Here is a 13,441-nt window from a genome sequence, read left to right as displayed (position 1 = left end):
AGATTACGATCACTGTGACCTGGCGCATATCATCCAGCTGTAGGAAAGAGTTAGGTTCTTCAACTACTTGTATGAGAGCTGGGGCCCCGATGTCCGGAGACGTGATGCGCGTGGGTGATCTGCTGTCCTACGGCGCGCTGGAGGTGCGGCTGGTGGCAGGGCTGGCCGGCGCCGATCGTGAGCTGCTGTGGGCGCACAGCTGCGAGATGCCCGATCCCGCCCGGTTCCTGGGGCCGAACGAGCTGCTAATGACCAGTGGCCACTGTGTGCCGCATGACCCGGAAGAACAGCGCGAGTTTCTAATCCGCATCGCCGAAGCGGGACTGGCGGGGCTGATGGTGGCCGAGCACGATCCGGCACCACCCCTGTCCGACGCGCTGCTGACAGAAGCGGATCTCCGCGGTTTTCCAGTGTTCATCGCGGGGATGAGCGTCGCGTATGCGGTGGTCGCTCGCCATGTCGCCGCCGCCAACTCGTCGCAACAGACCCAGCAGGTACTCAAGCTGAGCAGGATGTACCACATCGCCACCTACACCGATCATGACCTGGACTCGCTGGTGGCCGATCTGGTGCCTGTCGTCGATGCGGGTCTCGCGCTGGAAGAACGGTTGACTGGCTTCGTGTTGGCCAGGGCCGCTCATCCGAACGCGTTCGCCGATCAGGCCGAACACCGAGTGCAGCTGCGAGGGCGTCACGGCGCGACCTTAGTCTTGTCCGAATTCCAGGGTCAGGAGGTCGACGGTTTCATCATGGCGCACCTCATGAAACTGCTCGCGGTGGCCGTCGACAGTCGGTTGAATGCGGCGCAGCGCCACGCCGCCGCAGCCGAACGGTATGCGGTGGCTGCCCTGGTGGGAACGCCTCTTCCCGACACTGCGAAGTTCATGGCTACGGCAGGCGGCGCGGACGGCTTCCGTGCGGTGGCGTTCCCACGTGAGTCTCTCGAAACGGTCACTCGTGCGGCTTCCCTCGCAACGCTACCCGTGCCCGTGGGACCGGGGCGGACACGCGGCATTGCGCTGGTACCGGTCTCCGTTCTCGACGAAATGCGTGTTCTGCTTGCCCGGCAAGGCGTCGCGGCCGGCGTGTCGTCGGTGTTCACCGATTTCTCCGATGCCCGCGCCTCGGCCGCCGAGGCCGCCAGCGTCCTCGAACTGGGTCCGTCGACCGCGGCATCCTGGTCGGTGTTCGAAGGCAGCACCCTGTCCGTACTGTCGCGTTCGCGGCGCGAATCGGAAGAGATCGTGCAGGGTGTTCTCGGCGCCATCGCTGACGACTCGCCGCGCTCGAAGATGCTGCGCGAGACGCTGTTCACGTTCTTGCGCCTTGACCGCGGCTGGGATGCCACAGCCGCCGCGCTCAACATCCACCGCCAGACGCTGGGCTACCGCCTTCGGCAACTGACGTCTACAACCGGGCGCGATCTGGGATCCACGTCCGACCTAGCGGCGTTGTGGATCGCGGCGCAGGCGTGGGAGTTGCTGCACCCTTCAACTGCGCCGGCCGATGACCCGGCAACGCGCGGGCCCCGTCCTGGCCGGTACTCGAAGCCGTTGCCGTGAGCTGACACGAAAATTGGGTGACCACAACGGGTGACCCGTTCGGTGGTGGTTATGCAGTGTCGGTGAGTGGTTCCAGGGTGACGCACCGAGCGAAGCGCCCGCGACACGTCTAGCTCAGCTAGACCGAGTCGGCAGGCGGTCGGTGGTACTTGTCGGTCAATGTCCGCAGCTGGTCCATCGCGTCGACGGCGCGGCCCTTGTCGATCGCCTGAATGGCCATCACGGGGATGTATTCGTCACCGGGCAGGTCGATGCGGGCCCACCGTGCCCCCTGCGGAAACGACACGTCGACAACGTCGGGCCACGGAATGATCCGGTAGGAAACCAGATTGCGCACCGCCAGGCCCTGCGCACCGACTCGCAGTCGCGGCCGCGTGAACATCAACACCGCTCCGGCGAGGATGACCCCCAACAGTCCCATGGCGACCTGGTCGGAAGTCTGGAAGTACACGCCGGTGGATCCCATTTTCAGCAGAGCCCCGACGCCGACGTGCACCACGACGAGAATGACCGCCACACCATAGGCGAACATCGGTGTGCGATAAGGCTTTATCTCGATATCCCAGCCCACGCGAGGCATCGGCCCGGTCACGACAGCGCGCGCAGTTCCCGCAGGGTCAGCGCAGTGGACAGCGCCGCCGCGGCGGCCTGCGCACCCTTGTCCTCGGCAGAACCGGGCAGCCCGGCCCGATCGAGTGCCTGCTGTTCGTCGTTTGTGGTCAGCACACCGTTGGCCACAGGCGTCGACGCATCGAGCGACACCCGGGTCAGCCCCTGGGTGACGGCGTCGCATACATAGTCGAAATGCGGTGTCTGACCACGGATCACCACACCCAATGCGACGACGGCGTCATGAGTGGCGGCCAATGCCTGTGCCACCACCGGAATTTCGATCGCACCCAGCACCCGCACCACAGTCGGATCAGCGACACCCGCCTCGGCGGCCACCTTGCGGGCGCCATCGAGCAGGGCGTCACAGATCGTGGTGTGCCACGTGCTGGACACGATGGCCAGCTTCACTGTCGAGGCGTCGACCTGTGGCAGATCGGGAACGCCCGCACCCCCGCTCATTTGTCGTCCCCGACGACGCTGCTCATTTGTCGTCTCCGACGACGCTGCTCATTTCGTGGTCCCCGACGAAGCTACTCATTGGGCCTCACCGGAATCCACGACCTCACCGGATCCGGTCGCACTCGGCGGACGCCTGTCCCCGAGCATGTACACGGCCTCGTCGTAATCGTCCATGCTCACCGCTTCGTCGTAATCATCAAGCCCGACCAGGTCATGGCCCATCCGGTCGCGCTTGGTCATCAGGTAGCGAATGTTCTCGGCGTTGGCGCGCACCGGCAGCGGCACACGCTCGACGATGTGCAGACCGTAGCCGTCCAGCCCGACGCGTTTGGCCGGATTGTTGGTCAGCAGACGCATCGACCGGATACCGAGATCCACCAGGATCTGTGCGCCGATGCCGTAGTCCCGGGCATCGGCGGGAAGGCCGAGCTTGAGATTGGCGTCCACGGTGTCCACACCGGCGTCCTGCAGCTGATAGGCCTGCAGCTTGTGCATCAGCCCGATGCCACGGCCCTCGTGCCCACGCATGTAGAGCACCACGCCGCGACCCTCTCGGGCCACCATCGCCATGGCCGCGTCCAGCTGCGGACCGCAGTCGCAGCGCCGCGACCCGAACACGTCACCGGTCAGGCATTCCGAGTGCACCCGCACCAGCACGTCGTCGCCGTCGCTGTGCGGTCCGGCGATCTCCCCGCGGACCAGTGCGACATGCTCGACGTCCTCGTAGATGCTCTTGTAGCCGACGGCGCGGAACTCGCCGTGCCGCGTCGGGATACGGGCCTCGGCAATGCGCTCGATGTGCTTCTCGTGCTTGCGGCGCCACTCGATCAGGTCTGCGATGGAAATCAGCGCCAGGTCGTGGTCGTCGGCGAACACCCGCAGCTCATCGGTGCGGGCCATGTCGCCCTCGTCCTTCTGGCTGACGATCTCGCAGATCGCGCCGGCGGGCTGGAGCCCGGCCAGCCGGGCCAGGTCGACGGCGGCCTCGGTGTGCCCGGGTCGGCGCAGCACGCCACCGTCCTTGGCCCGCAACGGCACCACGTGGCCGGGCTTGCTGAAGTCGTCGACGATAGCGGCCGGATCGGCAAGGGCGCGCATGGTGGTCGCCCGGTCCGACGCCGAAATACCAGTTCCAACACCCTTTTTGGCGTCGACGGTCACGGTGTACGCGGTGCCGTGCTTGTCCTGGTTGACCGCGTACATCGGCAGCAGGCCGAGGCGGTCGCAGATCTCGCCGTCGAGCGGCACGCACAGGTAGCCCGAGGTGTAGCGCACCATGAACGCCACCAGTTCCGGTGTGGCCTTCTCGGCGGCGAAGATCAGATCGCCCTCGTTCTCCCGGTCCTCGTCGTCGATCACCACCACCGCTTTACCCGCGGCGATATCGGCAATCGCCCTCTCGACGGAGTCGAGCCTGGTCATCTTCGCCACCTTGCCTGTTCCAATACCGACTCCGGCACAGAACCCATCGTCATCGTGTCCAGTATGAACCACCGGAGCCCAGCGGTTCTTGCCAGCTGTTACTGACCGGTGCCACCCATCAGCCGCTCAACATATTTCGCGATGATGTCCACCTCGAGGTTCATCCGCGTGCCGACCGCAGCCGTGCCCAGCGTGGTGAGCTCGCGGGTGGTGGGAATCAACGACACTTCGAACCAGTCGTCAGACACGGCGGACACCGTGAGCGAAATCCCGTCGACGGTGATGGAACCCTTTTCGACCACGTACCGCGACAGCACCAGGGGCAGCGCGATCCGCACCACTTCCCAATGCTCGGACGGCGTACGCGAAATCACTTCGCCGGTGCCGTCGACATGGCCCTGCACGATATGACCACCCAATCGGCTGTTGACCGCGGCCGCCCGCTCCAGGTTGACCTGGCTGCCCACGCCGACACCGCCGAGGCTGGACCGATTGAGGGTCTCCCCCATCACGTCGGCGGTGAAAGCACCGTCGGGCAGCACATCTACGACAGTCAGGCACACCCCGTTTACCGCGATCGAATCACCATGGCCGGCGTCGGCGGTGACCACAGGCCCCCGGATGGTCAACCGCGCGGCATCGGTCAGCTCTTGCTTGTCGACCAATACGCCCAGCTCTTCAACGATTCCGGTGAACACGGCACCCAGGGTATTGGAGACCGCCCGCGGTCGGACACAGCAGCCCGTCACCGTGAGCCTCTACGATGCAGTCATGCAGACGCGCCCACGCTTCGCTGTCCAATTCCTGCTGGCAATCCTTTTCGCCGCGGTCGCGCTGATCGCAGGATGTTCGTCCTCGGACAAATCCGCGGGCAACGGTGAACCCTTGCCGGACGCGGCCACTCTGCTCCAGGAGTCCACCGCCACCACCAAGGCGCAGCAGAGCGTTCACCTGCAATTGACGACGCAGGGCACCGTCAACGGGCTGCCGATCCAGAAGCTCGACGGCGACCTGACCAATACCCCCGCGGTGGCCGCCCAGGGCACGGCCGACGTGACGGTCGCAGGCCAGAAGATCAGCGACGCCAAGTTCGCGGTCGTCGACAACGATCTGTGGGCCGCGCTGACCCCGGGTGACCCGCTGTCGAACTGGGGTCCCGCAGCCAACATCTACGACATCGCGGCGATCCTGAGCCCCGACAAGGGCCTGGCCAACGTCCTGGCCAACTTCACCGATCCCAAGGCTGACGGGCGCGAGACCATCGACGGCGTCGACACCGTGCGGCTCACCGGTCAGGTCACCGCCGACGCGATCAACGCGATCGCCCCGTCGATCAAGGCCACCGCACCCGTCCCGGCCGTCGCGTGGATCAAGTCCGATGGCGACCACGCCCTGATGCAAGCCAAACTCACACCCAGCGAGGGCAACAGCATCACCATGACGTTGTCCGACTGGGGCAAGCAGGTCACCATCGCCAAGCCCGCGGGCTGATGCCGATGCCCCGGACATCGAGCCGCGGAATCGCGATCGGCGCCGGTAGCCTCGCGGTCCTCCTAGGAGCCCTCGACACCTACGTCGTGGTGACGGTCATGACCGACATCATGAAAGACGTCGGCATCGCGATCAACCAGATCCAGCGGGTCACACCCATCATCACGTGGTATCTGCTGGGTTACATCGCAGCCATGCCGCTGTTGGGCCGGGCCTCTGACCGTTTCGGCCGCAAATGGGTGCTGCAGGCCAGCCTGGCCGGTTTCGCGGCCGGCTCTGTTGTCACCGCGCTGTCCAACGATCTGACGATGCTCATCGTCGGCCGCGCCATCCAGGGCACGGCCAGCGGTGCGCTGCTGCCCGTCACGCTCGCACTAGCCGCCGATCTGTGGTCGGCCCGTAACCGCGCTTCGGTGCTTGGCGGCATCGGCGCGGCGCAGGAGTTGGGCAGCGTGCTGGGCCCGCTTTACGGCATCGCGGTGGTGTGGGCGCTGAACACGTGGCGCGACGTGTTCTGGATCAACGTGCCGCTGACCCTGGTGGCCATGGTGCTGATCCAGATCAGTCTGCCGTCGCGCGAGGACCGGGAGAAGCCCGAGAAAGTCGACGTGGTCGGCGGGCTGTTGCTGGCGGTTACCCTGGGTCTGGCCACCTGGGGCCTGTACAACCCGGCGCCTGACGGCAAACACGTACTGCCGGCCAACGGTCCGATCCTCCTGGTGGGTGCGCTGATCGCGGCCATCGCGTTCTTCGTCTGGGAGAAGTACTCCAAGACGCGGCTCATCGAGCCGGCCGGGGTGCATTTCCGCCCGTTCCTGGCAGCGTTGGGCGCCTCGTTGTGCGCTGGCGCAGCGCTGATGGTCACCCTGGTCAACGTCGAACTGTTCGGGCAGGGCGTGCTGGGCATGGACAAGAACGCCGCGGCCGCGCTGCTGCTGCGCTTCCTGGCGGCCCTACCGATCGGCGCGCTGCTCGGCGGCTGGATCGCCACACGGGTTGGTGATCGTGCGGTGGCCTTCTGCGGTCTGCTCATCGCCGCCGGTGGCTTCTGGCTGGTCGCGCAGTGGCATATCGATGTGTTGTCGGCGCGCCACGATCTCGGGCTGTTCACCCTGCCGGCGTTCGACACGGACCTAGCCATCACCGGTATCGGCCTCGGCCTGGTGATCGGCCCGCTGACCTCGGCGACGCTGCGCGTGGTGCCGGCGGCACAGCACGGTATCGCGTCGGCAGCTGTGGTGGTGGCCCGGATGATTGGCATGCTGATCGGCATCGCGGCCCTGAGCGCATGGGGCCTGTACCGGTTCAACCAGCACTTGGCGAGCCTGCCGCACCCTGCGTCCACGGGCTCGCTCGCAGCCAGACTTGCCGCCACTGCGGCGCGTTATCGCGAGGCCTACGTGCTGCAGTACGCGGAGATCTTCAGCATCACAGCTGTCGTGTGCATCGTCGGCGCCCTACTCGGCCTGCTCATCGCCGGACGGCATGAACACGCCGACCAGGTCCCGACAGAGTCCGGCGACGCCGCGACCGAGCTGATCAGCGCACCGCCCCAGGTGATCAACGGGTCTGCCAATCACCCGGGCCGGCACAGCAGTCAGTAGGTCAGCAACGCTCGATGCCGGGCCGGATTCGCGGTGGTTCGTTACCGGCCGCCGTGCGCCGGGCCGGCCACGCCGGTAGTACACCGCGCAGCTGCGCGCACACCAGGGCTTTGACCGATCGCTGCGATATTCGTGGGTTCAGCGGGGACGTACTGAGCCAGTCCTGTAGAGCCGTCACGCTCGTGTTCCTTTGCTCAAGTTCATCGGGTGCACGTTCGTCGGCGAAAGCGCTTTGGTACGAGTGTACCGAGACCGACCGACAACAGGCCCTCCCAGAACGCTCCTACACCCGGTGAAATCGGCCCCTGGCCAGAGTTCCACTCGGTAGTCTCCAGCCATGGCGGAGGCGTCCACATGCTGATAGCAGCGCTGCGTGACCTGCAGTGGCGACGCCGACGCTTCGCCATCGCGGTCGTCGGCACCGGCCTGGTCTTCGCCATGACCCTGGTACTCACCGGCCTGGCCAATGGCTTCCGGGTCGAGGCTCAGCGCACCGTTGACGCGCTGGGCCTCGACGCGTTCATGATCAAGGCGGGTGGTGTGCGCAACCTCATCGAGCACCGGTCGCTGGACGATGAATAGGTCCGCCGCTCAGCCGGGTACGAGGCTGAGCAGCACGTCGGGGCCGATCGGCTCGATCCCGTCGAAGCGCCACCGCTGGGCATGGACGATGCTGAGCACACCGACATCGTCGACCGCAGTGATCGGGCCGCCCAACAGGATCGGTGCCACATAGGCGACGATGCGGTTGACCACGCCGGCGCGCAGGAACGCGCCCGCCAACGTCGGGCCGCCCTCGAGCAGCACATCGGTGCGGTCGGCGAGGAACTTGATCACCTCGTGCGGATCATGCGTACGGATCACCATCGTGCGCGAATCATCGTTGAGCACTTTGGCTTCCGAAGAAACCTCGCGGTACCCGACCACGACACGCAAGGGCTGATGCGCGGCGAGGCTGCCGTCGGCCAGGCGCGCCGTGAGCGCCGGATCGTCGGCGAACACCGTGCCGGTGCCGACCACGATGGCGTCGATCACCGCTCGCCTGCGGTGCACATCGGCGCGAGCCGCCGGGCTGGTGATCCACTGGCTGGATCCGTCGGCAGCGGCGCTGCGGCCGTCCACGCTGGTGGCGAACTTCCAGGTGACGTGCGGCAGGCCGGTGCGCTGCTTGTGCAGCCATTCCCGCAGCGGACCGCGCGAGGCCTCGTCGGCCAGCACTCCGGGCATCACCTCGATGCCCGCCTCAGTCAGCCGTGCCGCACCCCCGGCCGCCACCTCGTTGGGATCGGAGACGGCGTAGACCACCTTCGAAACACCGGCTGCCACAAGCGTATCCACGCACGGCGGGGTGCGGCCGTGGTGATTGCACGGTTCCAGGGTGACCACCGCGGTGCCACCGAGCGCGCGCTGCCCGGCCCGGCGCAGCGCCATCACCTCCGCGTGCGGCCCGCCGGGCGGCTGGGTGGCGCCGACCCCGGCGACCTGACCGTCGCGGTCGACGATAACGGCGCCGACAGGCGGATTGGGATAGGTGGTGCCCTTGACCCCGTTCGCCTGCTCGATCGCCAGGCGCATCATGGTGTCGGTCGACGGTGCGCTCATTGCACCCCCAGGGCCGCGGCGAACATCGCGTCGGTGCCGTGCCGGTGCGGCCACAGCTGCACGTACGGCCCGGCGCCGAGGTCGTCGGCCGGGGCAAACAGCTCTCGGGTGTCCAGCGCGGTCACCGGATACCGTCGGATCGCGTCGGCCACCACACCGACCGTCTCGGCCAGGTGCGGCGAACAAGTCGCGTAGAGCACGACCCCGCCCGGCCGGGTCAGCTTGATCGCCGCGGCCAACAGCTCCTTCTGCAGTTTCGCCAGCCCCGGAACGTCGCCGGGCTCGCGACGCCAGCGGGCCTCCGGGCGGCGCCGCAGCGCACCAAGGCCCGTGCAGGGGGCATCGACCAGCACCCGATCGAAGCCCGGCGCCAGGCCCGACTCGCGGCCGTCCACCCGGTGCACGTCGACGTCCAGGCCGCGGGTGTTCTCCTCGACCAGGTCAGCGCGGCGCTCCCCCGGCTCGACGGCGGTGATCCTGGCGCCCGAGGCCGCCCCCATCGCGGCCAGCAGCGCGGTCTTGCCACCCGGTCCGGCACACAAATCCAGCCACCGCCCCGTGTCGGGTCCGTCGAGCTCGGCCAGCGTCAGGGCCCGAGCCACCAACTGGCTGCCCTCGTCCTGAACCTGGGCGGCACCGTCGCGGATGGCGCTGAGCCGACCGGGATCGCCGCCGGGCAGATACACCGCGTACGGCGAGTACCTGCCGACGGTGCCACCGGACTGCTCAGCGAGTTCGTCGGCCGTCAACGCGCCGGGCCGGGCCGCCAGATGCACCAGTGGACGCTCGTCGTCGCTGGTCAGCAAGGCGTCGAGTTCACTGGCTCGCGCCCCGAGTGCGTCGGTGAAGGCCTGGGCGATCCACCGCGGGTGGGCGTGCACGAACGCCGCGTGGCCGACCGGATCGGTGGCCGCCGCCGGGGCCAGCTCGTCTGCCCAAGCCTGCTCATCGCGCGACGCGATGGTGCGCATCACTCCGTTGACGAAACCGGCTCTGGCCGTGTCGAATTCGATACCGGCCTGGTCGACGGTGGTGGATACCGCAGCGTGCGGCTCGACCCGGGTGCGCAGCAGCTGGTAGGTGCCCAGCCGCAGCAGATCGAGCAATACGGGGTCGATGCGATCGGTGGGCCGCCCGGCGGCTCTTGCGATCACCGCGTCGAGCAGCCCGCGGGCGCGGCAGGCGCCGTAGGTCAGTTCGGTCGCGAAAGCCGCGTCTCGGCCCTCGATCTTGCGTTCGGTCAGCAGTGCGGGCAGCGCCAGGTTGGCGTAGGCATCGCGTTCGGACACCGCGCGCAGCACGTCGAACGCCGCGCGGCGAGCCGGATCCAGCGGGGTGCGCCGCGGCTGACGCTTGCGTTGGGGGGGCCGCTTGTCGGGTCGGGTCATGAGGCCCGCACCGACTCGTCGAGCCGGGCACCCCGCGCCCAGTCGGCAGCGTCCATGGGTTTCTTGCCCGGCGGCTGGATCTGGCCCAGCCGCACAGGATGAGAACCCGTGCCCACCACCACATCCTTGCGGTGCACCTCGATCACGCCCGGCGCCAACGGATCTGCATCCTCGACCACCGTCACCGGACCGACCTTGACCCGCTGGTCACCGATCATCGTCCAGGCGCCCGGGTTGGGTGTGACCGCACGGATGTGGCGGTCGACGACATGGGCTGGTAGATCCCAGCGCACCTTGGCCGACTCCACGGTGATCTTGGGCGCAACGGTGACGCCGTCGGTCGGTTGCGGCACGGCGGCCAGCGAACCGTCTGCGATTCCGTCGATCGTGGCCTCCAGCAGTGCCGCACCCGAAATAGCAAGGCGGCCAAGCAGATCGCCCGCGGTATCGGAGCCGCGGACAGCCTCGGTGACCACGCCGTAGACGGGGCCCGAATCCAGCGCTGGTTCGATGAGGAACGTGGTCGCGCCGGTCACGGTGTCCCCTGCCCCGATCGCTGCCTGTACCGGCGCCGCACCACGCCACGCCGGCAGCAGCGAGAAGTGCAGATTGACCCAGCCTCGCGCCGGGACCGCCAGCAGACGCCGGCTCAGCAGCGCACCGTAGGCCACCACGGCACAGCAGTCTGGGGCCAGTTCGGTCAGCTCGGCGACGAATTCGTCATCGTTGGGCCGCGCCGGCCGTAGTAACGGGATGTCGTGCTCCAGTGCCAGCTGCGCCACCGGCGACGGCGCGGGCTTTCCCCGGCGGCCCGCGGCGGCGTCCGGGCGGGTGAGCACGGCGGCGACCTCGTGGCGCGGCGAGTCGATGAATCGGCGCAGCGACGGCAGCGCGGGTTCGGGGGTTCCGGCAAAGACGAGTCGCACTGCGCCAGTGTAGTGGCGGTCCGAAAGCTACTTCGGTATCCGGTAGTACTCGCGTTCGGAGACCCCGGCCAGCGGCGCCACGTACATCCAGGGGATGGTGCCGACCAAGCGGTTCAGCGTGGCCACCGCGTCGTTGTAGTACTGCCGGGCAAAGGCCAGCTTGTTCTCTGTATCGGCCAGGTTCTTCTGCAGGTCCAGAAAGTTGTTCGACGAGTTGAGCTGCGGGTAGGACGTGCCCAGCGCCAGCACGCCCGCCAGGGCGCTGTCCAGATTCTGCTCGGCGGCGCTGCGCTGGGCAACCGACTTACCACCGGTCGCCGAGGCCAGAGCAGCACGCGCAGCGCTCACCCGATCCAGGATCGCCTGCTCATGCGCGGCGAAGCTCTGCACGGTGTGCACCAGGGCCGGGATGAGCGCGGCACGGCGGGTCAGTTCGACGTCGATACCGCTGAGCGCCTCGGACACGGTGATATCCGCTGCGCGAATCTTGTTGTAGCCCGCCACAAAACCGAACAGCACCAGCACAGCGAGCGCCAGCACTACGACCAGCAGCACCGTCACCATGACCCACCTCCTCCTCCACCACCACCGCCGCCTCCGCCACCGCTGAACCCGCCGCCGCTCGAGGACGACGAGGATGACGACTGCGATGCGGTGTAGGCACCGATCGATGACGACAGCGCCGAATCGAAACTGTCGAAGCCTGATCCGCCCGATCCACCGGCGACACCCCAACTGCTGCTCGATGACGCGTGGTACCAATCCGGTTGCGGGGCAACTGTACCCGTGACGTCCTGATATTTCTTGGCCCACAGTGCCGCGGTCCCGGCGGCCACCGCGAACGGAATGTAGGCGGTGTAGAGATCCTTGCGCGCAGCGAAATCGAAGCGGGTCTCGGCCGAATCCGTGGACAGCAGCCGATGGAATCCGCCCACCCGAGACCAGAGTTCGCGCCCCGCCGGGGTGCGTCTGGTGCCCACCCCCGCGCGCCACGAGCGCGCCGTGAGGACGAAGAACGCCGCGAACGGCAGGCCGCACATGGTCGCGGTGGCGCCGAACCACGTCAGGAAGCCGCACGCCGCTGCGAGCAACGCCACCGCGTTGGCGACGCGTAGCCACAGTTCCGCGGGCCGCTTGACCAGCAGTCCGCTGTCGAAGGCCCACTTGCGCACGGCGGCGGCCAAGTCGGTCTTGGCCTTGTTCAGCTTTTGCCCGGAGCTCACCGATTTCTTGGCACGGAACTCGGCGCCGGTGTAGTTGACCTTGAGCGCGGACGCCACTGCCGAACCGACCGGGTCGACGTCGGCCCACGCCGCTTGGTTGACCAGGCCGCGGATGGTCCATTGCTCGGCGTTGACCTGCCGCAACTCGACCAGACCGCGCTCGGCGAGATGGAACAGCGTCGCCGTCAGCGCGCTCTTGGGAACCGCTTCGGTGCGAATGTATTCGGCCTGTACCGGCCCGATTCCTTCCGGTGGTGCGTACTGCAGCGGGAAGCCGGGCGGCGGCTCATCGGTGCGGCGCGCCCAGAAGAACCCGGCCAGACCGAGCGCCACCGTCAGTGCTGCCACCCAGATCACACCGGGTACGGAGCGGCCCAGCACCTGGTCCCAGGTGTACGGCCACGGCAGGGTGACCTGCGGCGGCGTGGGCACGTCGACACCGGCGCGCAGCGTGACCGGGGTGTGCGGATCGAGGTCGACCGCGGTGAGCCGAACGGTGTCGCCCGAGGTGGTCAGCTCGCAAGCGCGGCCGACACCGTAGCCGACACTGCACTGGGCGCCGGTGGCCGGGGCCGGCAGCGTGAGCCTGACAGTGACGCGGTCGATCCGGTTGTTCCAGGCGGGGGCGACGACATTCCAGTAGAACGCGGACGTCGAATTCGGCTCACCGACGGATCCTGCGAATCGTCGGTCGGCGCCGATGCGCCCAGGATCCAGCACACCATCGATCGTGTAGCGGATCTCGAATACATGGCTGCCGTAGTCCAGGGTGCGGTTCGGATCGCCGATCTTGGCCACCGCGAACCGACCGCCGTCCTCGTCGAGCAGCTGATACTCCGCCGGTGCCCCGTCAAGCCGGATCGAGGTGACGGTCGGCGGCTGACGCAGCCGGGGGTTGTTCGGGTTGGCCACATCCCAATACCGGAAGAGTCCGTGGCGTCCGCTCGGGAAATTCGCCGTGATGGTCTCGACGGCGGTGAGCTGCCCGTCGGCGCCGACGGAAAGATCCGCCGCGTAGTCGGTGATGACCACCGGGTCGTCGGTTGCGGTCGCGCCACCGCCACTGGGCCAGAACGTCGGCCACAGCAGTCCAAACACGATGAGCGCCAACGTGAGCGACCACGCCAGAACCCGACGCATGACGCCTCCCGT

Annotated in this window: 13 protein-coding genes and 1 pseudogene; 4 read left to right on the top strand and 10 right to left on the bottom strand. The window is 67.6% G+C overall.

What is annotated here, in order from left to right; translation table 11 throughout:
* The first annotated feature begins 89 nt into the window (after window positions 1-89).
* Window positions 90-1,562 carry a PucR family transcriptional regulator ligand-binding domain-containing protein gene (locus H276_RS22395; RefSeq protein ID WP_051111358.1) on the top strand — a complete coding sequence of 491 codons (1,473 nt, stop codon included), beginning with the start codon at window positions 90-92 and terminating at the stop codon, window positions 1,560-1,562.
* 118 nt (window positions 1,563-1,680) lie between these two features.
* On the opposite strand, the gene H276_RS0101225 is transcribed toward H276_RS22395, so the two are convergent.
* The 4 genes from H276_RS0101225 to H276_RS0101210 form a co-directional block, all read right to left on the bottom strand.
* Window positions 1,681-2,094 carry a PH domain-containing protein gene (locus H276_RS0101225; RefSeq protein WP_019969485.1) on the bottom strand — a complete coding sequence of 138 codons (414 nt, stop codon included), beginning with the start codon at window positions 2,092-2,094 and terminating at the stop codon, window positions 1,681-1,683.
* A 56-nt stretch (window positions 2,095-2,150) separates the two neighbouring features.
* Entirely contained in the window at window positions 2,151-2,633 is a 483-nt protein-coding gene (ribH, locus tag H276_RS0101220; protein WP_019969484.1) for a 6,7-dimethyl-8-ribityllumazine synthase, read from the bottom strand.
* Window positions 2,634-2,708: 75 nt separating this feature from the next.
* Window positions 2,709-4,055, bottom strand: coding sequence for a bifunctional 3,4-dihydroxy-2-butanone-4-phosphate synthase/GTP cyclohydrolase II (locus H276_RS0101215; protein ID WP_026356448.1), 1,347 nt, complete (start codon window positions 4,053-4,055; stop codon window positions 2,709-2,711).
* Window positions 4,056-4,153: 98 nt separating this feature from the next.
* The gene (locus H276_RS0101210; RefSeq protein ID WP_019969482.1) at window positions 4,154-4,753 is read right to left on the bottom strand and encodes a riboflavin synthase; all 600 of its coding nucleotides are present in this window, start codon (window positions 4,751-4,753) and stop codon (window positions 4,154-4,156) included.
* Between the two features lie 73 nt (window positions 4,754-4,826).
* Here H276_RS0101210 and H276_RS0101205 point away from each other — a divergent pair, with 73 nt between their 5' ends.
* Together H276_RS0101205 and H276_RS0101200 are read left to right on the top strand one after the other, a co-directional pair.
* A complete protein-coding gene (locus H276_RS0101205; protein ID WP_026356447.1) occupies window positions 4,827-5,546 on the top strand; it encodes an LppX_LprAFG lipoprotein in 720 nt (239 codons plus the stop codon).
* The gene (locus H276_RS0101200) at window positions 5,546-7,150 is read left to right on the top strand and encodes an MFS transporter (protein WP_019969480.1); all 1,605 of its coding nucleotides are present in this window, start codon (window positions 5,546-5,548) and stop codon (window positions 7,148-7,150) included. Before H276_RS0101205 ends, H276_RS0101200 begins: the two co-directional genes overlap by 1 nt.
* Before the next feature lies 1 nt (window position 7,151).
* Here the strand turns inward: H276_RS0101200 and H276_RS24415 are convergent, their stop codons facing one another.
* The gene (locus H276_RS24415) at window positions 7,152-7,328 is read right to left on the bottom strand and encodes a hypothetical protein (protein WP_155942907.1); all 177 of its coding nucleotides are present in this window, start codon (window positions 7,326-7,328) and stop codon (window positions 7,152-7,154) included.
* A 176-nt stretch (window positions 7,329-7,504) separates the two neighbouring features.
* On the opposite strand from H276_RS24415, the pseudogene H276_RS0101195 reads away from it, so the two are divergent.
* A pseudogene (locus H276_RS0101195) lies at window positions 7,505-7,687 on the top strand (glutamine ABC transporter permease); the annotation flags it as partial.
* A 54-nt stretch (window positions 7,688-7,741) separates the two neighbouring features.
* Here the strand turns inward: H276_RS0101195 and ribD are convergent.
* From ribD to H276_RS0101170, 5 genes are read right to left on the bottom strand one after another with little or no spacing between them, the layout of a single operon-like run.
* The gene (ribD, locus tag H276_RS0101190; protein WP_019969478.1) at window positions 7,742-8,752 is read right to left on the bottom strand and encodes a bifunctional diaminohydroxyphosphoribosylaminopyrimidine deaminase/5-amino-6-(5-phosphoribosylamino)uracil reductase RibD; all 1,011 of its coding nucleotides are present in this window, start codon (window positions 8,750-8,752) and stop codon (window positions 7,742-7,744) included.
* Window positions 8,749-10,140, bottom strand: a complete 1,392-nt coding sequence (locus tag H276_RS0101185; protein ID WP_019969477.1) for a 16S rRNA m5C967 methyltransferase — start codon at window positions 10,138-10,140, stop codon at window positions 8,749-8,751. Before H276_RS0101185 ends, ribD begins: the two co-directional genes overlap by 4 nt.
* Window positions 10,137-11,066, bottom strand: coding sequence for a methionyl-tRNA formyltransferase (gene fmt / locus H276_RS0101180; protein ID WP_019969476.1), 930 nt, complete (start codon window positions 11,064-11,066; stop codon window positions 10,137-10,139). The genes H276_RS0101185 and fmt overlap by 4 nt, the downstream gene beginning before the upstream one ends.
* A 27-nt stretch (window positions 11,067-11,093) precedes the next feature.
* On the bottom strand, window positions 11,094-11,630 hold the full coding sequence (locus H276_RS0101175; protein ID WP_019969475.1) for a LemA family protein: 537 nt from the start codon (window positions 11,628-11,630) through the stop codon (window positions 11,094-11,096).
* A complete protein-coding gene (locus tag H276_RS0101170; RefSeq protein WP_019969474.1) occupies window positions 11,624-13,429 on the bottom strand; it encodes a DUF2207 domain-containing protein in 1,806 nt (601 codons plus the stop codon). Before H276_RS0101170 ends, H276_RS0101175 begins: the two co-directional genes overlap by 7 nt.
* Window positions 13,430-13,441: the final 12 nt, after the last annotated feature.

This window comes from Mycobacterium sp. 141 (genome assembly GCF_000382405.1).
Lineage (GTDB): Bacteria > Actinomycetota > Actinomycetes > Mycobacteriales > Mycobacteriaceae > Mycobacterium.
The sequence above is the reverse complement of the archived record's forward strand: the minus strand, read 5'-3'. Positions and strand labels throughout refer to the sequence as shown.